23 protein-coding genes are annotated in these 21,728 nt (G+C 43.3%); 20 read left to right on the top strand and 3 right to left on the bottom strand.

Annotated elements, in window-relative coordinates; genetic code table 11:
* Positions 1–1,017 carry a stage V sporulation protein AD gene (gene spoVAD, locus NSQ99_RS13480; RefSeq protein WP_340837185.1) on the top strand — a complete coding sequence of 339 codons (1,017 nt, stop codon included), beginning with the start codon at positions 1–3 and terminating at the stop codon, positions 1,015–1,017.
* Positions 1,018–1,371 (top strand): stage V sporulation protein AE, encoded by a 354-nt coding sequence (gene spoVAE / locus NSQ99_RS13475; RefSeq protein WP_251665751.1) that lies wholly within the window; start codon positions 1,018–1,020, stop codon positions 1,369–1,371.
* Between the two features lie 65 nt (positions 1,372–1,436).
* Here the strand turns inward: spoVAE and NSQ99_RS13470 are convergent, their stop codons facing one another.
* Entirely contained in the window at positions 1,437–2,531 is a 1,095-nt protein-coding gene (locus NSQ99_RS13470; protein ID WP_340837183.1) for a hypothetical protein, read from the bottom strand.
* Between the two features lie 253 nt (positions 2,532–2,784).
* Here NSQ99_RS13470 and NSQ99_RS13465 point away from each other — a divergent pair, with 253 nt between their 5' ends.
* From NSQ99_RS13465 to NSQ99_RS13410, 12 genes are all read left to right on the top strand, one after another.
* Entirely contained in the window at positions 2,785–3,741 is a 957-nt protein-coding gene (locus tag NSQ99_RS13465; protein ID WP_445670518.1) for an AAA family ATPase, read from the top strand.
* Positions 3,742–3,752: 11 nt separating this feature from the next.
* On the top strand, positions 3,753–4,979 hold the full coding sequence (locus NSQ99_RS13460; protein WP_340837182.1) for a DUF58 domain-containing protein: 1,227 nt from the start codon (positions 3,753–3,755) through the stop codon (positions 4,977–4,979).
* Positions 4,979–7,228 carry a transglutaminaseTgpA domain-containing protein gene (locus NSQ99_RS13455; protein WP_340837181.1) on the top strand — a complete coding sequence of 750 codons (2,250 nt, stop codon included), beginning with the start codon at positions 4,979–4,981 and terminating at the stop codon, positions 7,226–7,228. The genes NSQ99_RS13460 and NSQ99_RS13455 overlap by 1 nt, the downstream gene beginning before the upstream one ends.
* Before the next feature lie 156 nt (positions 7,229–7,384).
* Positions 7,385–7,903: a YqeG family HAD IIIA-type phosphatase gene (locus NSQ99_RS13450; RefSeq protein ID WP_251665747.1), complete on the top strand. Its 519-nt coding sequence runs from the start codon at positions 7,385–7,387 to the stop codon at positions 7,901–7,903.
* A 3-nt stretch (positions 7,904–7,906) separates the two neighbouring features.
* Positions 7,907–9,025: a ribosome biogenesis GTPase YqeH gene (gene yqeH, locus NSQ99_RS13445; RefSeq protein WP_340837180.1), complete on the top strand. Its 1,119-nt coding sequence runs from the start codon at positions 7,907–7,909 to the stop codon at positions 9,023–9,025.
* 21 nt (positions 9,026–9,046) lie between these two features.
* Positions 9,047–9,910, top strand: a complete 864-nt coding sequence (gene aroE, locus NSQ99_RS13440; protein ID WP_340837179.1) for a shikimate dehydrogenase — start codon at positions 9,047–9,049, stop codon at positions 9,908–9,910.
* Between the two features lie 64 nt (positions 9,911–9,974).
* Complete coding sequence (yhbY, locus tag NSQ99_RS13435) at positions 9,975–10,265, top strand: ribosome assembly RNA-binding protein YhbY (protein WP_251665744.1); 291 nt, start codon at positions 9,975–9,977, stop codon at positions 10,263–10,265.
* Positions 10,266–10,299: 34 nt separating this feature from the next.
* Complete coding sequence (gene nadD / locus NSQ99_RS13430; RefSeq protein WP_340837178.1) at positions 10,300–10,890, top strand: nicotinate-nucleotide adenylyltransferase; 591 nt, start codon at positions 10,300–10,302, stop codon at positions 10,888–10,890.
* The gene (gene yqeK / locus NSQ99_RS13425) at positions 10,883–11,449 is read left to right on the top strand and encodes a bis(5'-nucleosyl)-tetraphosphatase (symmetrical) YqeK (RefSeq protein ID WP_340837176.1); all 567 of its coding nucleotides are present in this window, start codon (positions 10,883–10,885) and stop codon (positions 11,447–11,449) included. The genes nadD and yqeK overlap by 8 nt, the downstream gene beginning before the upstream one ends.
* A gap of 10 nt (positions 11,450–11,459) precedes the next feature.
* On the top strand, positions 11,460–11,807 hold the full coding sequence (gene rsfS, locus NSQ99_RS13420) for a ribosome silencing factor (RefSeq protein WP_251665742.1): 348 nt from the start codon (positions 11,460–11,462) through the stop codon (positions 11,805–11,807).
* The gene (locus NSQ99_RS13415; protein ID WP_251665741.1) at positions 11,804–12,730 is read left to right on the top strand and encodes a CvfB family protein; all 927 of its coding nucleotides are present in this window, start codon (positions 11,804–11,806) and stop codon (positions 12,728–12,730) included. Before rsfS ends, NSQ99_RS13415 begins: the two co-directional genes overlap by 4 nt.
* Positions 12,730–13,482, top strand: coding sequence for a class I SAM-dependent DNA methyltransferase (locus NSQ99_RS13410; protein WP_340837173.1), 753 nt, complete (start codon positions 12,730–12,732; stop codon positions 13,480–13,482). Before NSQ99_RS13415 ends, NSQ99_RS13410 begins: the two co-directional genes overlap by 1 nt.
* A gap of 138 nt (positions 13,483–13,620) precedes the next feature.
* On the opposite strand, the gene NSQ99_RS13405 is transcribed toward NSQ99_RS13410, so the two are convergent.
* Entirely contained in the window at positions 13,621–13,842 is a 222-nt protein-coding gene (locus NSQ99_RS13405; RefSeq protein ID WP_251665739.1) for a hypothetical protein, read from the bottom strand.
* Between the two features lie 309 nt (positions 13,843–14,151).
* Here NSQ99_RS13405 and nrdI point away from each other — a divergent pair, with 309 nt between their 5' ends.
* The 5 genes from nrdI to NSQ99_RS13380 all read left to right on the top strand — a co-directional run bounded on the left by nrdI (position 14,152) and on the right by NSQ99_RS13380 (position 19,160).
* On the top strand, positions 14,152–14,511 hold the full coding sequence (nrdI, locus tag NSQ99_RS13400) for a class Ib ribonucleoside-diphosphate reductase assembly flavoprotein NrdI (RefSeq protein WP_251665738.1): 360 nt from the start codon (positions 14,152–14,154) through the stop codon (positions 14,509–14,511).
* Positions 14,498–16,582, top strand: coding sequence for a class 1b ribonucleoside-diphosphate reductase subunit alpha (gene nrdE, locus NSQ99_RS13395; protein WP_251665737.1), 2,085 nt, complete (start codon positions 14,498–14,500; stop codon positions 16,580–16,582). The genes nrdI and nrdE overlap by 14 nt, the downstream gene beginning before the upstream one ends.
* A 41-nt stretch (positions 16,583–16,623) precedes the next feature.
* The gene (gene nrdF, locus NSQ99_RS13390) at positions 16,624–17,580 is read left to right on the top strand and encodes a class 1b ribonucleoside-diphosphate reductase subunit beta (protein ID WP_340837169.1); all 957 of its coding nucleotides are present in this window, start codon (positions 16,624–16,626) and stop codon (positions 17,578–17,580) included.
* A gap of 71 nt (positions 17,581–17,651) precedes the next feature.
* Positions 17,652–18,560, top strand: coding sequence for an HPr(Ser) kinase/phosphatase (gene hprK / locus NSQ99_RS13385; protein ID WP_340837168.1), 909 nt, complete (start codon positions 17,652–17,654; stop codon positions 18,558–18,560).
* A 144-nt stretch (positions 18,561–18,704) separates the two neighbouring features.
* Positions 18,705–19,160: an effector binding domain-containing protein gene (locus NSQ99_RS13380; protein ID WP_340837165.1), complete on the top strand. Its 456-nt coding sequence runs from the start codon at positions 18,705–18,707 to the stop codon at positions 19,158–19,160.
* Positions 19,161–19,256: 96 nt separating this feature from the next.
* Here NSQ99_RS13380 and NSQ99_RS13375 read toward each other — a convergent pair whose 3' ends face one another.
* Positions 19,257–20,408, bottom strand: coding sequence for a GGDEF domain-containing protein (locus tag NSQ99_RS13375; protein WP_340837164.1), 1,152 nt, complete (start codon positions 20,406–20,408; stop codon positions 19,257–19,259).
* A gap of 109 nt (positions 20,409–20,517) precedes the next feature.
* Between NSQ99_RS13375 and NSQ99_RS13370 the strand changes: the two genes are divergently transcribed.
* The gene (locus tag NSQ99_RS13370; RefSeq protein WP_340837162.1) at positions 20,518–21,654 is read left to right on the top strand and encodes a glycosyltransferase family 4 protein; all 1,137 of its coding nucleotides are present in this window, start codon (positions 20,518–20,520) and stop codon (positions 21,652–21,654) included.
* Positions 21,655–21,728 lie beyond the last annotated feature (74 nt).

The following is a 21,728-nucleotide window of genomic DNA, read 5'->3' as shown; positions in this document are numbered from 1 at the left end:
ATGCTTACGGGTCAACAAACATGGAAATTTCAAAGGCAGCCTCACATTATTAGTACTGCAACCGTTGTTGGTCCCGATGAGGCAAAAGGGCCGCTGAAGGATACCTTCGATAAATGCTATGATTCACTTGATATTAATGAAAAAACATGGGAAAAGGCAGAGCGGCAGCTGCTATCAGAGGCTACATCCTTAGCACTCTCCAAAAAAAATCTTACTAAGGATGACCTGCAGATCTATGTAGGTGGAGACTTACTTAATCAAATTATTAGCAACACCTTCGTTGCCAGAGAATTAAGCGTTCCATACTTAGGTGTATTCGGGGCATGCTCCACCTCAATGGAATCTCTAGCAATCGTTGCACAGCTCGTTAGTACAGGCGCAGTTAAAAAAGGCATGGCTGCTACGAGCAGTCATAACTGTACAGCTGAGAAGCAGTTCCGCTATCCAACAGAGTATGGTGCACAAAAGCCTCCTACTGCACAATATACGATTACAGGTGCAGGTGCGGCCGTTGTAGCTTTAGATGGAGATGGCCCCGCCATTGAAGCCGCGACAATTGGTAAAGTGATAGACCTTGGGATCACTGATCCCTTCAATATGGGCGCTGCCATGGCACCAGCAGCTGTTGATACGATCATCGCACATCTGAATGATATGAATCGTACACCGAAGGATTATGATCTAATCGTAACGGGAGATCTAGCATCGGTTGGACATCCAATTGCGACTGATCTACTCATGAAAGAGCAGGTGCCTATTCAAACAACTCAATTTAATGATTGCGGGTTAATGATTTATGACATCGCTAACCAACCCGTACAAGCAGGTGGTAGTGGATGTGCATGCTCAGCCGTCGTTACTTATGGCCATATTATCGATGAGCTTAATAAAGGGCATCTGCGTCGGGTGCTTATCGTTGCGACCGGAGCATTGCTTAGTCCAGTATCTTTCCAGCAAGGCGAAAGCATCCCTTGTATCGCTCATGCCGTTGCATTAAAGGGCAAGGGGGTGGAATAAATGCTAATCTATGTGTGGGCGTTTATTATAGGTGGGCTTATATGTGTCATTGGCCAGCTTATGTTTGATGTTGCAAAGCTAACACCCGGTCATACGATGTCTATTCTTGTTGTTGCAGGAGCAATTATTGATGGATTAGGCTGGTATGAGCCATTAGTCGATTTTGCAGGTGCAGGCGCAACTGTTCCTATTACAAGCTTCGGGAATGCCTTGGTGCACGGCGCATTGACTGAGCTGCAGGAAACCGGATGGATTGGTGTCATCTCAGGAATATTTAAGCTAACGAGTGCGGGGATTTCCTCTGCCATTATCTTCTCGTTTTTAGCAGCGCTAATTGTTAAGCCAAAGGGTTAATGATGCAGACGAGTTGAAAAATAATTAAAGGTCAGAGCACTTCATTGGTGATCTGACCTTTCTTATTATTTACTCCTATTAATGAAGGCTTTAATGCTTTGTACGATCAAATTCTCAGCTTGGTTAAGGCTATCCATGTTTAAGGCTGATTGTGTCAGCTCTGCTCGTTTATGCTCTAGCACTTCTGCTTCTTTAAGCAGCTTATTGCTTTGCTTCATTTGCTCACGATAGCGTGCTGATATTTCCGCTAGCTCATCCTTGAATTGATCATCTGTACTTGGATTAATCGAAATTTCGTACATATCAATGATTTCATCCGTATCAAAAGTAGGTTCATATTCATGCGGAGCGGTGCTGTCGAAAATAGCAAAACCAAGCTCACGACATATGACCATATCTAAGCTTTTTGGATCTAGTCCGCACTGATAAATTTCTAGATCATAGCCCAGCTCAGTGCCGCGTGCCACAAGCTTGCGCAGCAGCGTTGATTTTCCAGAGCCTGGTCTACCCTTAATTAAATACCTTTTAAGCCCCAACGTTAGCTCTGGAACAAAGTCAACAGCTCCTTTTGGCGTCGCGGCTCCAAGAAAGCGGTACTTCGTATCTGATGAGCGACCACGTGGTTCACGATCTGGGAGTAGCTTATGCATCAGCTGCTCAGCAAAGGCATTGGCCGCTTTAAAGCTGCTTTGATCAATATATATTTTTTCCCATTCATCATGTATGTTTAGTGCCTGGGCATAGCCTTTGTATGCTTCCTGATGCAATTCCGTAATGCGAACCGTTAAGTCATCAAGGGTAGCGCGCTGTGCATCGATGACTTCCATATTGTAAAAGTCATATACATTCAACGTAGTAACAGATTCCTGATGCTTTTCTGCCAATATTCGGTGGGGTGGTGTTGAGCTTAATATCGCTAAATTAATCGCAGGAAATATTATCCCTTGCAGATGATCGGGATCAGAGGGATGATGTATCAGCTCGAGCTCCACACCTTCGTCCTTTAACGATTCGTAAAAACGCTGCATAATTGCACTGTTGTCAGATAAATAAGGTCCATCTACTATGCATAAATATTGGATCGATTTTAATGCTTCAGGGATGAGACTCATATGTCCTTGTGCTGTATTGCCTGTTAAAAAGTAATGTAGCTGTGACAAATGCTCACACACCTTTCTTTTCAAAATTTCGAGGAATACTACATAGTATTAAATAAATTGAAATCTGTGCATCTACCTACTCTGTACATATTGCTCGGTTTACATTTAGACAAAGTAACAAAGGAAATTGTAACTAATTACAATAAATCAGAATTGCTATGTTTTTGATATATATCGCTATTTAATTGCTCTATAATTGGAATATACAGCCATGAATAAGCGCCTTGAAAGATTAGATGTAGGAGGAAATCTTATGAACAATCGTTCAATTGCCATGCAGGCTTGTAATCAAATGTTGCAGCAATTAAGCACAGCTATTCTCGGAAAAGAAAGTGAAATTGAGCGATTAATGATAGCGGTCCTAGCTGGAGGCCATGTACTGCTAGAAGATGTTCCAGGCACAGGTAAGACGCAGCTTGTGAAATCACTCGCAACCGTTTTAGGCGGTCAATTCCGACGAATTCAATGTAATCCGGATTTACTTCCAACCGATATTACGGGGGTATCGATCTTTCATCCCGCAGAGCAGCGGTTTGTGTTCCGTAGCGGACCAGTGCATACGAATGTGCTGCTTGCCGATGAGATTAATCGAGCCACCACGAAAACCCAATCCGCACTGCTTGAAGCGATGGAGGAAGGCTATGTAACAGTAGATGGAGAAGGCTATAAGCTTCCAGAGCCATTTATTTTATTGGCCACGCAAAATCCAATCGAATTTGAAGGCACCTATTCCCTTCCAGAAGCGCAGTTAGACCGCTTTATGATGAAGCTGTCGCTTGGCTATCCATCCGCCAAAGATGAAATGGCAATGGTTCAAAACATAGATCGCATTCATCCATCAGATCATATTATCCCATGTATTGAGATTAATGAGCTTCTATTAATAAGAGAATACGTTGATGCTATTCACCTTGATCATTCTGTTGCATCCTATTTGATGTCGCTCATTCAGGCGACACGAGATCATATTCATTTACGGCTAGGAGCAAGCCCACGATCTTCCATTTCCCTTGCGAAGGCTGCTCGCGCTCGCGCTTTTTTGCATAAGCGTGAATATGTCATTCCAGATGACGTAAAGGAGCTCTTTCTGCAAATTATTGGTCATCGTGTGCTGCCTAGTATGGAGGCAAGGATGCAAGGAGTAACTACGGAACAAGTGCTAATGCAGCTGCTGGAATCAACCCCCATTCCGCTATCTGTGCTTAGATAGGGGGCAGGCAAATGTCAAAAGTAAAATGGTTCATGCTGCTAACCTGTTATAGCTCAAGCTTGTTATTTTATTTATTTCAAGGGGGGCGCAGCTCTGTCCTATTGTTCGGTATACTGAACGCGTTATTACTATATCTCTTGCTCGTTAGCGTACTAGGTATGCGAAAGCTGTCAGGTTCAAGAACGATTGGCTCTATTGACCAGCAGTTTATGGCAGGACAAACGATTAACGTTACTGTATGTTTAGAGCATCGCAGCTTTATACCTATGCCATATATGAAGATTGAAGATACGTTAATTAGACATAACGGTCATATTGTTCCGCATGAAGGACTTGTAATTCCTAATTTATTTCGAGAGATGGAATGGGGCTATCAGATTAAAAACATGAAGCGGGGCATATATCATTTTAAGCAGCTTAGCTGCTCGACCTTTGATGTGTTCGGCTTGCTTGAATTCAAGCACACGTTGAAGCAAGAGAATCAGCTTCAAGTGCTGCCCCGTATACTAAATAATGTAAATTGGGAACAGCTGCTTAGCGGAAGAAAGGGGCAATTTCACCTTCATTCCAAGGATCGATATGCTAAAGAGAGTAATCAGCAGAGTGGCATTCGCGACTATGTACATGGTGACCGTCTAAGTCGCGTGCATTGGAACGCGACAGCTCGTACAGGTCAATGGAAATCCAAGGATTTTGAAAAAGAAGCGATGCCGAAAGGGATTGTTATTCTGGATCGTTATCTAGGAAAGCCCTCAGGAAAACCCTCAAGTTCATTAGAGGACGATGCTTTTGAGGCATTAGTTTCAATCAGCGCATCATTGCTTCAATACGGCATGCAGCAGCAACAGCTATTTACTTTACTGTCGCCAGGCAAGGAGCTTTGGAGCAGTAGTCAATTTCACGGAACGTCGGGCTATTGGCAAGCGATGAAGCATTTGGTTACGGTTGAGCCAGATGGAGAGCGTCCGCTCAGCTTACTGCTGCAGCGAGCAGTTGTAGAGCTTCCGCTAGCAAGCACGGTGATGGTTGTTACCTCAGACGCTACAACGGATATGCTGGCAGCTGCTAATGTTCTTAAGCAAAAAGGATTTTTGCCGATTGTTTTCTTTAGTGGACAAAGCACCAACAAGAACGCAGGGCAGCATCGTATAGCTTCACAGTATGCTTATGCTGGCATCCCGTTCTATGACTTATCCGCTCATATGGATTGGTCGGCAGCAGCGGGAGGTGAGGGCTAATGAATCGCGTAGGTTCTCACTTCTTAAGATTGCTTCCGTTGTTAGCAGTTTTATTTATCGTTGATATATTATCTGTATTTCAAGGCTATTGGTGGAAGGATACTTATCGGTCGATCTATTGGACATTAAGTGTTATAACGGTGATTAATTTAATCTTTCCTAAACGACCGATGATGCTTCGAATTCCGATGGATCTGTGTATAGCGGTATTCGTGACGTTCCGAGTAACCTGGCACCGGCAACCAGAAGTTGTTGAGCGCTTTATTGAGCGCATTCCGACACTTTCTCCTTTTATAGAAATAACGATGGCTGTCGTTTTGATCTTATTGCTATTGGAACGATTCGTCGTAAATAAGCGAAGACTAATTATTGTATTTGCAATTGGATTACTGATCATTACGATACGGGATTCGTTTTCACCGTTAAAGCTTTGGATGAATGTTATTCTGCTTGTTGTGATTTTTTTACTTTGGCACACGATTTTGCATTATCGCTCGTTAGATCATAGTACTTTTAGTAAGCTCATGAAAAGACCACATGCTGTTTTTGTACCGTTTGTTACTGTACTCGCCGTCATTACGATGATCGCGATTAGTTTGCCACATGGTCCTCCACTACTCGAAGACCCCTATGCATTATGGAAGAAATCAAAAGGAGAATCAGTTCCAGCCTTTTTAGGAAACAAAGGTTATGGAGGGGGATCTACGCCTGATCTGAACACTAGCTCAGGATATAGCAGAGACAGCTCTCAGCTCGGTGGTGGATTTAACTATGACTACTCTCCCGCATTAACGGTGACGACATCTCATAAAGGCTACCTGAAGGGTGAAACGAAGGCATTCTATGATGGAAAGGGCTGGATTGATGACAAGCTTGGCACTGAGAGGTCGATTCGGCTTCAAGTCCCGATTGACCCTCCGTCAGAACCGCTAGCGGACTACTCCATCGTAGAACAAAAGGTGATCGTGCATCGGGAGGAGCAGCAGCTTGCGCTGTTTTCTAACGGCGATCCGCAAATGCTGACAGAGATGCAATATGACGCATCCAACCCGAATGAGGAACAACGGATAGAGCTACTACCAGACAACTATCCACTTGATGATTATACGTGGAACGACACGACATCCTCGCTTGTATCAGCTGAACAAGAACGATATCTTCCGATTACAAGCTACACCTTAGCATCCAAAGCATTAATTATCGATCAGCAAGGCTTGAAGGAAGCGAAGGCTGAGTTTGGAGAACTGTCCAGCTTGGAGGATGAGGAAGCGCGGCAGGCGTATCTATCCGTTCCCGATATCGTTCCTGCACGTGTCCATGAGCTAGCTGTAACAGTGACGGAGGCAGGAAAGAATGATTATGAACGGGCGTTGCTGCTCGAGCAGCATTTGCGTATGAATTATTCATATACAAATAAGCCGGATCTTTCGCTACTAACAGGAGAATCTGAAGACTTCGTTGACCAATTTTTATTCGAGCTGCAGCAGGGCTATTGTGATTACTTTTCAACAGCAATGGTTATGATGGCAAGGACATTAGGTATGCCAGCTCGTTGGGTAATCGGGTACACAGCAGGCTCTAATAATATTGAAGAGATGTACGAAAGTAATCCTTATATGATTGAACAGATGCTACAGGAAACGAGTGGAACGTTTACAATTCGCAACTCAGATGCTCATTCCTGGGTAGAGATTTATTTTGATGGCTATGGCTGGGTAAGCTTTGAGCCAACTCCTGGCTTCTCTATGCCGCTACAGTTCGGAGCGGAGGAAGAGGTAGACTTACTTAGCGATTTGTTATTACCTCCAGTATCGGGTGAGGATACTTTAGCGGCTGATGAAGGCTGGAGCTTAACTGATGCACAGAGAAATCTGATCTGGTGGAGCTGCGCGCTTCTATTAATTGCTGTTACGGCTTTTGCACTTATTCGTTACAGAAAGCAAGTTGTGCTTAAACTGCGGAACTTCCGCTATATCTCGTATACGGACAACCAGATCATTGTATTAGAAATTAATCGTCTACTGAACAAAGGTAAGCGAATTGGTCTGCCTGTTGGTACATCTATGACGATGCGAGAGATGATCGAGCACTGGAAAGCGCACTATCCACAACTGAAGCAGACGCTGGAGCAGCTGCTCGTATCGTTTGAAGCAGCTCAATACAGTAAAAATTCGATGACTAGTAAGGATGTAGAGCAAGTAAGAGAACATATTCAACGCGTGAAAAAGGTGTGGAGAAGTAAAAACTAGTAGCTAATTTAAATTTTTTCTTCTATTATATATAGAGAAGATTGTGTGCAACGAATTTACCCGTCCGCAAGCCTAGCATGCGGGCGGGATTTTGTTTTGAAACAAAGTGAATTTATGGTATATTCGTAAGATACAAAGTGCGAAGGAGTTCGTTGAATGGTTGAAGTTTTTCTACCAAAGCTAAGAGTAAAATCCATTTACGATATTCCGTTGGATGAGCTGTATGCTCAAGGAATTCGAGGATTGATTACAGACTTGGATAATACGTTAGTTGGAGCGAAGGCTCCGCTTGCTACTGATGAGCTAGTGAAGTGGCTAGCAACCGTAAAACAAAGAGGAATTGACGTTGTCATTGTGTCTAATAATAACGATAGCCGTGTAGGGGCTTTTGCTGCTCCGCTAGGCTTGCGTTATATTCATGCTGCACGCAAGCCTGCACAGCGTGCATTCCGTAGAGCTTTAGAGCTGCTACAGCTGGAAGCAAGTCAAACGCTAATGGTCGGCGATCAGCTAATGACCGATGTATTAGGTGGCAATCGTATGGGACTACATACGGTATTGGTTGCACCGATCTCACCGAATGATGAAGGATTTATGACTAAAGTGAATCGCAGAATGGAACGTATTGCGATTGCAAAGCTGCGTAAACGTGGCTTATGGCAAGAGGAGGAGTAATTAGTGAATCAAATATCAGAGCATGCTAGCTGCGCTGGCTGTGGTGTTCGTATACAAACAGAGAATAAAGAGCTGCCAGGCTTTGTCCCTGAAGCTGCACTTGAGAAGGAACCGCTTATCTGTCAGCGCTGCTTTCGAATTAAGCATTACAATGAAGCTGCATCTGTAGCGGTTGATCAAGATGACTTTTTACGTTTGTTAGGTGGAATAGGCAATACGAAGTCATTAGTCGTTCATATTGTAGATATTTTCGACTTTGAAGGTAGTTTAATTTCTGGCTTGCAGCGATTTGTAGGTAATAATCCAGTCCTGTTAGTCGTTAATAAAATTGATCTATTGCCTAAATCAATTAATACGAACCGAATTCGCAATTGGGTTCAGCAGCAAGCAAAAAAAGAAGGCTTGCGAACGGTTGACGTCGTACTCTGCAGCGCAAAGCGCAACATTGGATTTGAACGAGTGATTGAAGAGATTGATCGATATCGTGATGGCAAGGATGTCTACGTGGTTGGAGCTACCAACGTTGGAAAATCAACGTTGATTAATCGTCTAATCAATGACTACAGTGATTTAGAACAGGAGCTCACAACGTCACGCTACCCAGGTACAACATTGGATGCGGTGCACATTCCGCTGGATGACGGTAAAGCGATTATTGATACGCCAGGCATTGTGTATAGCAGCCGTATGACAGAGATTGTACCGCGAAGCTTCCTAGGAACGTTGCTTCCTGAAAAGCCAATTAAACCGCTAGTTTATCAGCTGAATGAAGGACAGACCTTGTTTATGGGAAGCATTGCTCGATTCGACTTCGTGGAAGGAGAGCGACAATCCTTTACTCTATATGTGTCGAACGCGATGAATATCCACCGTACTAAAATTGAGCGAGCGGATGAGCTATATGCAGAGCATCAAGGGGGCTTGCTTGGCGGCCCATCGAAAGAACAGCTGGAGGAGCTGCCAGAATGGACACGCCATTCGATTCGCATCAAGCGCGGTAGCTTTAACGATGTATATATTGCTGGTCTAGGCTGGATACAAGTGAATAGTGATCGCGGCGCTTTGATTGATCTTTACGCACCGAAAGGCATTAAGGTTGTGGCGCGTGACTCGATGATTTAATGAATTATGGGAGAGACTTGAATGGAATTAAAAAGATGGCAGGAAGAAAACAATGGTGCTGATCTCTATTGTGTTATCGGTGATCCGATTTCTCAGTCGAAATCACCATTGATGCACAATCAAGCTTTTCAAGAGCTTGGCTTGAACGCTGTTTACGGTGCCTTTCAGGTCAAGGATAATGAGCTTGCCGACTTTATGCAAAAGGTAAGAGAGTACGGTATAGCTGGTTTAAATGTAACCATTCCGCATAAGCTCAATGTGATGGGATTTTTGGACGAGATCGATCAGGATGCACAGGAGCTTGGAGCAGTAAATACGATTGTAAATCGTGACGGCAAGCTTATAGGCTACAATACCGATGGCATTGGCTATGTACGCTCCTTGAAGGAGGAAGCGATAGAATCTCTTGACGGTAAGCATATTGTGGTCATTGGTGCTGGAGGAGCTGCAAGAGGTATTATTCATGCTTTACTTAAGGAGAAGCCTGATCGCATCTTGATCGTGAATCGTTCGATTGATCGAGCCGAGCAGCTTGCAGCGTCATTGAAGCATAACGGAGCGATTGCTGTACATCCTTCTGAGGAGCTTCAGAAAGTATGCAATGACGCGGATGTTGTTATTAATACAACCTCTGTAGGCATGTATCCTAATGAAGAGGAGCAGCCAGCGCAAGGAGAATGGCTTAAAGCGGGTGCTGTTGCAAGTGATCTTATCTATAACCCTTTATATACTCGCTTTGTTCTAGACGCTGAGCAGCATGGCTGTCTGAAGCATGGCGGTTTAGGAATGTTTATATACCAGGGCGCTTATGCCTTTGAATATTGGACGGGCAGACAAGCTCCAGTGGACGTCATGCGCAAAGCAGTGCTACAGGCGTTGACTTAAACAAGTCATAATACGTTATATCAATTTACGGCTTCACATACAGAGACGAAAGAGGTTTATAATTATGTTAACAGGAAAACAAAAACGATTTTTGCGTGCAGAAGCACATCATTTAACTCCAATCTTTCAGATTGGGAAGGGCGGAACGAACGAGCAGCTCATTCGTCATATTGTAGAGGCGATCGAAAAGCGAGAGCTTATTAAGCTGTCTGTGCTTAACAATTGTGCAGAGGACCCAAAAGAAATTGGACAAGAGGTGGCAGAAGCGGCTGGCTGTGAACTTGTTCAGGTCATTGGGAAAACGATCGTCCTATACAAGGAATCTAAGGATTACAAAACAATTGAACTGCCATAGTAGGCTGTTCAACGCATACATCTAAGGAGCTGGCATGATGCGAAAGATTGGAATTATGGGAGGAACCTTCGATCCAATTCATATTGGACATTTAATTGCTGCATCACGGGCAATGGAAAGTGCGTCACTTGACGAGGTTTGGTTTATACCAGCTGCCTCTCCTCCTTTAAAGCCCAATTCCCCGCTTGCTACAGAACAGCAGCGGCTTGAGATGGTCAAGCTTGCAACACAGCACGAGCCAAGGTTCCGAGTGCTTGATATTGAGCTGAATCGCGGTGGGATAAGTTATTCCATTGATACGGTAATGGATTTATTAGAGCAGTATGCTGGGCATTATTTTTATTATATTGTAGGTTCGGACCGCATCCATGATTTGCCGCAGTGGCATCGCGCAGAGGAGCTGCTTCAGCTGATCGGGTTTGTTGGGCTGAATCGACCTTCTGAGCCGTTAGACCTTCTTCGTCTGCCTGAGCGATGGAGACAAAAGCTTACCCTTGCTTCGATGCCGCTGATTGACATTTCATCAACGGAATTGAGAAAGCGTGCGAAGGAAGGCCTGCCACTGCGCTATTATGTTACGGATGAAGTGGAGCAATATATAAGGAGGTTTCGCTTGTATGGATAAGAATCAGATGATGACCTCGGTGTCAGAGCAGATGCCGCTACGTCGGTGGATTCATACGCAAGGTGTAATGAGCACCTCCAGAAAGCTAGCAGAAAAGTATGGAGAAGATCCGGAAAGAGCTGAGCTCGCAGCGATTATTCATGATGTTGCCAAGTATTGGCCCATTGAGCAGCAGCGTCAGTATATTATAGACCATCAGCTGGACAATGAGCTGTTGCAGTATAATAAGGAATTGTGGCATGCCGAGATTGGTTATCACGTTGCGTGGGCACAATACGGGGTAGAGGACGCGGGTATTAGAGATGCGATCCGTTATCATACGTCGGGACGTGCAGGCATGAGCACCATTGAGAAGATCGTATGGCTTGCTGATTATATCGAGCCCAATCGTGATTTTCCTGGAGTGGAAGAAGCAAGAAGGCTTGCAGATCAAAGTCTAGAGGAAGCTGTATTATTTGGACTTAATGCAACCATTATTTTATTGGTTGAGAAGCAGCGGATCATCTACCCGGGTACGCTTGCTGCACGAAACGACCTTATACACATAATGAATCTTTAGGAGGAATCTTATGAACGTAACGATTGAAAAAGTAATGGATGCTGTAGTAGAAGCAGCTGAGGATAAAAAAGCACATGATATTATTGCGCTAGATCTACGCGGTGTATCGTTAGTCGCAGATTATTTTGTAATTTGCAGCGGAAACTCTGATACTCAAGTGCTTGCCATCACGACTGAAATTCGCAAGCTGGCGGATCGTCTAGGTGTTCCAATCCGCGGAATCGAAGGGGAGAAAACAGCACGCTGGGTGCTAATTGACCTTGGAGATGTCGTTGTGCATATTTTCCATCGCGAAGAGCGAGAGTATTATAATATCGAGAAAATTTGGTCAGATGCGAAGGTTGTGGATTTAGGATGAGCTTTGTAGCGGGAACGCTGGATACGCTGAAGGTAGCGAGAGAAGTATCTCCGTATGGTTATTTTCTAACAGATGGCGTGGATGAGGTTTTGTTGCCTTATACAGAGCTAGTTGGCTCGAAGCCTCATGTCAACGATATGGTTGACGTATTTTTGTTCTACGATTCTGAGGACCGTATATGTGCAACGATGAATAAACCGCTCATTACACTAGGCGAGATGGCTCGCTTAGCTGTTGCTGACGTGCACCCAAGACTGGGCTGCTTCTTGGAGATGGGACTCGGTAGACAGCTTTTACTGCCACTGAGCGAACTTCCAGAGAAGGTTGAGTATCGTCCAGTACCAGGGGACGAAGTATTTGTATTTCTGACGCATGATAAAAGCGGCAGACAAATTGCTAAGCTTGCGCAAGAGCAAGAGCTTGCACCGTTAACATTCCCTGCTCCAGCTGCTTGGAAAAATCAATGGGTTGATGGCTGGGTAACAAAAAGTCTGCAGATGGGCTCATTTGTTGTTATTGATGGAGGCGTAGTTGGTTTTGGTGCTTATGGCTTAATTCCAAGCTCAGAGCGACTGGAGACGCTTCGCCTTGGACAGCGAGTGCACGCTAGAGTGACGTTCGTGCGTGAGGATGGACGAGTTAATTTGTCTATGACACAGCAAAAGGAATATGGACGAATTGAAGATGCAGATCGAATTTTAGCTTTTATAAAAGAGCGTCCTAGCGGTGGCATGCCATACTCTGATGAGACGGAAGCGGAGATTATCCGTAATCGCTTTGGTATTAGCAAGAGCGCCTTTAAGCGTGCGCTTGGTAAGCTAATGCGAGATGGTCTTGTTTCGCAGCACGGGAGTTGGACCTATCTTGCCGAGCATGCACCTAATAAGCTCAATAAGCCGGATGAGCGAGAGGATGATCAATAATGTCATCCTATGAGCAATTTGCATCGGTCTATGACCGGCTTATGGCCGATATGCCCTATGATCGATGGTTAAGCTTCGCTAAAGCTGTATGGGAGCGTTACGGTGTTCCACAGCATGTCGTTGATCTAGGCTGCGGAACTGGGGCGATAGCAATACCTTTAGCTAGTGAAGGCTTCGACGTGACGGGCATTGATCTGTCCGCTCATATGCTGGAGGTTGCATTAAGCAAGTGGAACGCGCAATGTGAATCCGCACGTGGAAGCCTTAAGCTCGAGCAGCAGAATATAAGCAGCTGGAGTGTGGATAATTCAGCTGATTCTATCATTTCCTTCTGTGATTGCTTAAATTACATCGTTGACGAGGATGAACTGCTAGCGGCACTGCAGGCTACCTATGAAGGTCTGAAGCCTGGGGGAACGTTTATATTCGATGTGCATCCGGTGTCGCGTTTTGAGCAGTATGCAGCGGAGCAGCCCTTTGTTTACGATGAGGATGGGATTGCTTATCAGTGGATATCTGATTATGACGAGGATGAGCATATTATCGAGCACCATTTAACTATTTTTGTGTTGGGACAAGACGGCAGATATAGCCGGATTGATGAACAGCACATTCAGCGCGCATATCCCCATATGTGGCTAGTTGGAGCACTTCGTGAGATAGGGTTTCGTGAGGTACATATCTATCAAAATTTTGCACTTGAGCAGGCTGAAGCTGATGCAGAGCGGCTTTTTTTCGTTGCACTGAAATAATAAAGGTTCGTAAATATAATATGAGGCTTGGCACATGGATAAGGCGATGACAAAGCTGAAGCTTATGTCATCGCCTATTATATTCCAGTAGTTGGGACGAATTTCGTCAATGGTCGAGCATTATATTCAGACTCTCAGCTATTCTCGCAATGCATCAGTAAGCTTACTATGCATACTAGATGTAGTATGTGCTTTGCTGGATTGGCTGGCACGCAGTTTGTGAAGCGAAAGCTTTAATTTGTTGTTTTCACTTGCAAGCTGCTCGATATAAGCAAGCAAGGCTTCATCCTTCATACCGCTAGTGTGGAATAAATGTTCAAGCCTTGATATAGCCTCTTGGGCGGTTCTGATCGGTTGCATGAGGTCCCTCCTTCGGACGAATAAAGCATGAATTTATCATAACGAATTTTGCAAGACTAGTCGAGTTTCTTGTAAAGCCTTGCTGTAATTGGGCTCGCCGCTTTGAAAATATTTTCATAGCAGAAAACTATGAATTTGAATTGACTCCTTCTATATATTGATGTATTATTCTATTCAGTGACTATATCTAGTTGCAGTTGTAGTCAAAACAGCAATCATCTAGTATGCGGACAAGCAAGCGCATCTACCAATCATATAGTAAGGTAGAGCGCTTTTTGATTGCGATAAATGAGAGAGGGAGATCGAGATATGTTGGTTGTGTATGATTCCAAAACGGGAAACGTTAAGCGTTTTGTGAAAAAACTTAATATGCATGCGGTGTCCATTGATGAAATGCCGAAGGTGGAAGAACCCTACGTATTAATTACATATACAACTGGCTTCGGACAAGTCCCACCAAAGGTAACTGAATTCCTACAGCATAACCACAAGATGTTGAGAGGGGTATCAGCTAGCGGGAATCGAAACTGGGGAACAGGATTCGCCAAAAGTGCTGACACGATCGCTTCAGCCTACAATGTGCCTGTTATTTCAAAGTTTGAGCTATCAGGAACGACGCAAGACACGTTACAATTTATCGAGAGGGTGCAATCCATTGAATCATATTGAGTTGAATAATGAACTAATGCAGCGTGGAGCTGACGGATTCTATCAGCTTGAAAAAGATAAAGAAGCAGTAGCCGCATTTATGACGGAAGTTGAAGAAAAAACGATGAAGTTTGACTCCTTCGAGGAGAAAATGAAGTATCTTATCGACAACGATTTCTATGTTAACGTATATGAACAATATACATATGATCAAGTAAAGGCTATCTTTGATCTAACAGCAAAAGAAAACTTCCAATTTCAATCGTATATGGCTGCTTCAAAGTTTTATAAAGACTATGCCATGAAAACAAATGATAAAAAGCAATATCTAGAGCAATATCATGAGCGTGTAGCAATTGTTGCATTGCATCTAGGTGAAGGTGATTATGAACGAGCTACAAGAATTGCACAAGCAATGATTGAGCAACGTCTTCAGCCAGCGACACCTACATTCCTTAATGCAGGGAAAAGCCGTCGCGGTGAAATGGTCTCCTGCTTCCTGCTTGAGATGGACGATTCGTTGAACTCAATTAACTACGTGATTGGAACTTGTATGCAGCTTTCTAAAATTGGCGGCGGTGTTGCCGTTAACCTGTCTAAGCTACGTGGACGCGGAGAGCCGATTAAAGGTGTAGAGGGCGCTGCAAAAGGAATTATGCCAGTGCTTAAGCTAATGGAGGATGCATTCTCTTATGCTGATCAAATGGGACAGCGAAAAGGCTCTGGAGCTGGCTATTACAACATCTTCGGCTGGGACGTTATAGAGTTCCTTGATTGTAAAAAAATTAATGCTGATGAAAAATCTCGTATTAAGACGCTTTCGATCGGTCTTATTATTCCAAATAAATTTTACGAGCTAGCTGCTCAAAATAAACCATTGCATGTATTTGGACCATACTCGGTGTATAAGGAATATGGTACACATCTTGACGATATGGATATCGATGCAATGTATGACGAGTTGCTCGCTAATGACAATGTGAAGAAAAAAGTTGTGATGAGTGCGCGTGACATGCTGACTAAGATTGCTTCCATTCAGCTTGAGTCAGGCTACCCATACATTATGAATAAAACGAATGCGAATAGTATGCATGCATTGAAGGACATTGGCTCAGTTAAAATGTCCAACCTATGCACGGAAATCTTCCAGCTGCAGGAAACATCTGAAATTAACGATTATGGATATGAAGATATGATTCGCCGCGATATTAGCTGTAATCTAGCTTCACTAAACATCGTTAATGTCATGGAGCGCAAAGCGGTAAAAGATTCCGTACTTGTCGGAATTGAAGCATTGACAACAGTCAGTGACTTGTCTCAAATTGACAATGCTCCTGGTGTTCGTAAAGCGAACGAAGAGCTGCATTCCGTCGGTCTTGGTGCAATGAACTTGAATGGCTATTTGGCAAAAAACAAAATTTCATATGAAAGCCCTGAAGCACGTGAATTTGCTGGTGTGTTCTTCATGATGATGAACTACTATTCACTACAGAAAAGTATGGAAATTGCTAAGGAACGCGGAGTAACGTTTAAAGATTTTGAACGTTCTGAGTATGCGAAAGGCACTTACTTCGATCGTTACCTTGAGAAGGATTTTCGTCCACAGCTAGCTCGTGTACAGGAGCTATTCGAGGGAATGGAAATTCCAGGACCTTCAGAGTGGGCTCAGCTTAAAGAGCAGGTGCAAAAGCATGGTCTATATCATGCCTATCGCTTGGCGATTGCTCCAACTCAAAGCATTAGCTACATTCAAAACGCTACCTCTAGTGTAATGCCGATCGTAGAGCATATTGAGACGCGTACGTATGCGAACTCTACAACATATTATCCAATGCCTTATCTTTCTCAGGATAATTTCTTCTTCTACAAATCTGCTTACAATATCGATCAATTTAAGCTTATCGATTTAATCGCAGAATTAGGTCAGCATATTGATCAAGGGGTTTCTACGGTTCTTCATGTGAACAGTAATGTTACAACTCGTGAGCTTGCGCGATTCTATATTTATGCTGCGCAAAAGGGCTTGAAATCTCTATATTATACAAGAACGAAACGACTATCTGTCGAGGAATGCACAAGCTGCGCTGTATAAGCGCAGCTATATTTCATCTTGCAAAGAGGAGTATGCTAATTATGAAAGCAGTTAACTGGAACCGTCCTGATGACGATTTTACACAAACGTTTTGGCAGCAAAATGTAATGCAATTTTGGACGGATGAAGAGATTCCGTTATCTGATGATAAGATGGACTGGGAGCTTATGACGCCCGAAGAGCGCAAATTATATAAGCATGTCTTAGGTGGACTTACGCTGTTAGATACGATTCAAGGCGGTATAGGCATGCCGAAAATTTTAGAGCATGTCGATGGGTTGCAGCGTAAAGCCGTGCTTGGCTTTATGGCGATGATGGAACAAATTCATGCAAAATCATATAGTAGTATCTTTACGACACTTGCTTCTACAGAGGAAATTGATGAGATCTTCCGTTGGATTGAAACAAACCCTCAGCTTCAGAAGAAAGCAAGCGTTATTGCAGAATGGTACAACAGCATCGATACACCTCGTAATCTTTATCGTGCGATGGCAGCCTCTGTTATGCTAGAAAGCTACTTGTTCTATAGTGGATTCTTCTATCCGCTGTATTTGGCTGGTCAAGGAAGAATGACGAGCAGCGGTGAAATTATCGATCTCATTCTACGTGATGAAAGTATTCATGGCCTGTACGTAGGTGTGCTTGCACAGGAGCTAATGGCAACCTTCCCTCAGGAAGAACAAGAGAAGCTTGCACAAGAAGTACTTGATTTATTGCTTGAGCTATATGAAAATGAGGTTATCTACACTGATGACCTTTACACTTCTGTCGGACTTGAGGAAGAAGTCAAGGCATACGTAAGATATAATGCGAACAAAGCTTTAATGAATCTAGGGTTAGAGCCTCATTTCCCAGAAGAGCCGATTAATCCAATCGTATTTAACGGAATTAGTACACATACGAAGCAGCATGACTTCTTCTCGAAAAAAGGAAATGGCTATATTCGCACGCTTAATGTTGAACCATTGACAGATGAAGATTTTGTGTTTAATTTTTAATTAAAGACTTTTATCAACTCGCTCTCGTACATAGCTACGAGAGCGTTTTTTGACAAAGGAGAGGATCCGCTATGAAGACGATACAAGTGCAAGAGCTTGTGCAGCAGTTCCAGCTTGAAGTGCTGGCAGGCTCTAATCAGCTCGATCGCAGCATTATGAAGGCACGCGTTTATCGACCAGGATTAGAGTTTGTAGGCTACTTTGATTTTTTTCCACAGCAGCATATACAGATTTTGGGACGTAAAGAAATTACATATTTACACGGTTTAACTGAAGAGGAACGAAATCATCATATCGGCAACATTGTAAAGTACCATCCTCCTTGCTTTATTGTTACTGCAGGCCAGGACGGATTAAAATATCTTAAAAAATACTGTGATGAAGAATGCATTCCACTGCTGAGAACAACCGAGAGTACGGCAGCGTTTATCGGCAAGCTTGATCATTACCTGCTTAAAGTATTAGCACCAGAGCAAGCGATACATGGTGTCTGCATGAATGTCTCTGGAATTGGAATTCTAATACGTGGGAAATCAGGTGTTGGGAAGAGTGAAACGGCGCATACGCTTATTAGACGTGGGCACCGGCTCGTCGCAGACGATATCATTGTGTTGAAGAAGCTAAGCCAGCACACGCTGCTTGGGACGCACAATGAGAAGACGAAGGAATTCCTTGCATTACGCAGTGTTGGGTTAGTCAATGTTGTCCGGCTGTACGGACGCAGAGCATTCCAAGAAGAAACGAGAATTTCACTTGATATTGAATTGACGCGTTGGCGCGATAATGATCTCAATAACGACCTTGATTTAGAGCCTCAGTTTGTTGAATATATGGGCGTGAACATCCCTCACGTCGAAATCCAGCTTCAGCCTGGACGTGATGTTGCAGGACTTATCGAAGCTGCTTGTAATAACTGGTATCTCAAGCAGCAAGGTTACAGTGCGATGGAGGATTTCATGAAGCGACTTGATATGAATTAGTGCTTTTCATGAATGAATTCGAGAAGAGATGGTAAAACTTAATGGGTAACTCACAACCTATCCTTTTAATGGGAGTTTATGCTACAATAATGTTCGAGACTAGCAAGAATGTACGAACAGGTGGAATAGGAGGAGGAGTATAGTATGGAAGCTTGCTCGATTGTGAATAAATCAACACTGCACCTCGTTGGTATTCCGTATTGTGGTCCTTATTCATCTTTTCCTGATGAAGCGATTCGACTGCAATCAGATTTTTTGGCAAGAAGGCATGAGCTGACTCATGCTATACAACCTAATATTTTGTATTGCCCTTACTTTGGTAATGAGTCTTTTGCTACATATTGGACATGTGTAGAATGGGAGCGATCCGATGAGACTTTGCCAGAGGGAATGGTAGCCATTACGATACCTCCGCATCGATATGCTGTCGTAAGCAGTACTTCGCAACGTATTGGAGAGGGCTATGAGCTATTGAATACTTGGATTCATGAGCAAGGATATCAAAAGCTTGAGCATGCTGTATCGATGGAAATCTTTTATATAGAAGGTCAGCATTTGGAGGAAGAGGTTGTAGATTTATATATCCCTATTGCTGATTAATGATTAAGTTGTGCATATAAAAAGCTGTCCAGTTGGTAGGCGGCTTACCCTTCATGAGGGTGAGCTGATTGCTACACAGGACAGCTTTTACTTTTGTCACATCTTTTGTTTAATCGAGGCTGGGAGTGAGCGGTAGCTGCTTACTTTGTTTTTTCCTGTCGTTTTAGAGAAGTACATCGCTTCATCTGCTTGCTTCACAAGCAGCATAAGCTCTGTTGCTTCCTTGCTCGTACTAAATCCGACGCTTATCGTTACGATGGTTTCCAGCTCTACTCTTGCCCGTATTTTTTCAGCGACCGCCATCGGCTTTACACTATCTATCGCAATACCGCCGAGCAGCTCTTCACCGCCATATCGTCCTGCGACTCCGTAGGGAGCCACTTCTTCCTTTAATATAGCGGCAACTTGCTGTAGTGCTTCATCAGCCACTTGATGACCCTTCGTGTCATTTAAAGCTTTAAAGTTATCGATATCACAGAATATGACGGCTACAGGCTTTCGCTGCATCATCGACTGCAGCTTTTTTTGAAAATGTCTTCGGATATACAAGCCTGTTAAGCCATCAATAATCGCAGATTGGTAAGTGGACAATAGTCGATCCATTACCCAATCAAGCAGTAGATAAAATAGTATAGCGTAATACATAATTGGAAGCAGCTCGACCAACGTATGCAGCCAAGCTTGTGACCATTCAAAAACATATCGATCCAGCATTAAACCAAGCTGATAAATAAACATAACGAGCAAGCTATAGTAATAAGATGTTGGCATATCGATTTGTCGTGTGACGACTAGCATCGTAATGATGAGAATAAACATATAGAAATCAAGTATAGGAAAAGCAAGTCCAGCACCAATTTCATATGGCGCGACAAAAAAACTTGCTGCAAACGCAGCTGCTGCTCCAAGTAACAGCATTATCATCGGTGCTATGCGCAGCTTTATTCCTACTGCATACATCTTCATCAGCACAAAATTTATCAGAATAAAGGAAATGATGACTGCCATTGTCGAAATAATATAAAGTAGATATGGGATTTGCTGTTGTGTCGAGACTTGGTAAAGATTCAAAAGCTGTGGCAGCCCTGCCGTAATAAGACTGCTAATGAGTAAAATGAATACTTGCTTGTTACGATAACTGACCATAATTTTAATCGAAGTTAAAAGCGTGATCGCGAGAATAACACAGCATATCATTGAGCTAATAAATGGGAGTAAAGCTATCATGTTCGTAGTTGTTAGATTCATATGTATAACCTCTATGCATTATATTTATGGTAACAGAAACATATGTTCTAATATATCATAAATTGTCGTATGATAGAACGTTAATTACAGATATAAGGAGCTGGTATCAGTGAAAATTTTACAAGCATTGTTTTTCCCACCTGAGCAGCCAGGCGGCGTTTCCTCTATGGTACCTTACATTAAGGAGCGCTTTAATCATGTCGATGATGAAATGGAGCTGTTTTCTCTTCCAAAACGAATTCGTAACAAGGGAAGCGAACAGGTATCCTTCAAAACGTTCGACTATACACCTTATATCGGAAATAAGCTGGTAGATAAGTATATTCAAACGTATCGTGATTATCTATGGTGGACAAAAATGAGAATTAATCAATCGTATGATCTCATTCATGCTCATCATCCGATTGCCGCAATGGTCATGAAGCAAGTATTTCCTAATACGAAGCTCGTCTTAACATTGCATTCAAGCTATGAGCGAGAGCTGATCTTGAATAAAGCGATTGAGCCTGATGGTGTGGAGCAGCAATTTTTAACGAAAATCTACCGGGAGCTTGAGGTGGTCGCAGACCGTATATTGACGGTGTCGCACGCATTTAAGAATTACTTAGCCGACTATGTTGAGCATGTAGACCGTATTAAAGTCATTCATAATGGCTTTGACGAAAAGAGATTCCGTCCTACGGCTCATGAGAACGAAGTCACACAGTTTATTACAGTATGTCGACTTGTTCCAGCGAAGGGGCTAGATGTGCTGCTAAGGGCATGCGCAAGATTGAAGGCGAAGGGACATCCGTTTATGCTTCATATAATAGGGGATGGTCCGATTCGCAAGGAGCTAGAAACGTTAGCACAAAGCCTAGGTCTTTATGATGATATTATTTTTTATGGCTATATGCTTCACCCCGAGCAGTTCATGCCATTTTTCGATGTATTTGTGCTGCCGTCACGTGCTGAAGCATTCGGCTCTGTATTTGCAGAAGCTGCATTGTGTCAGCTTGCGTTAGTAGGTACCGATGTTGGAGGTATTGCTGAGCAAATCCAACATCGAGTAAATGGACTGCTCGTACCTGTGGAGGATGATGAGGCATTAGCAGAAGCGTTAGAGTCTGTCGTTATCGATCCTGATTTTCGTTATCAGCTTGCGCTTGCAGCATCGAACAAAGCTAAAAAGGATTATTCCTTGGAGCGAGTCATTGCTCAGCTAAAAAAGGTTTACCGTGAGGAGCTTGCGAGCAATAATCCATAATCTAAAAAAGAGCAGAACACCAACTACTCGTGTACCTGACGTTACGCATGCTTAGTAAACTAGTACGGTACAGT

This window comes from Paenibacillus sp. FSL W7-1287 (genome assembly GCF_038004245.1).
GTDB lineage: Bacteria > Bacillota > Bacilli > Paenibacillales > Paenibacillaceae > Pristimantibacillus > Pristimantibacillus camelliae.
Note: the sequence above shows the minus strand (reverse complement) of the source record. Positions and strands in the feature narration are given on the sequence as shown.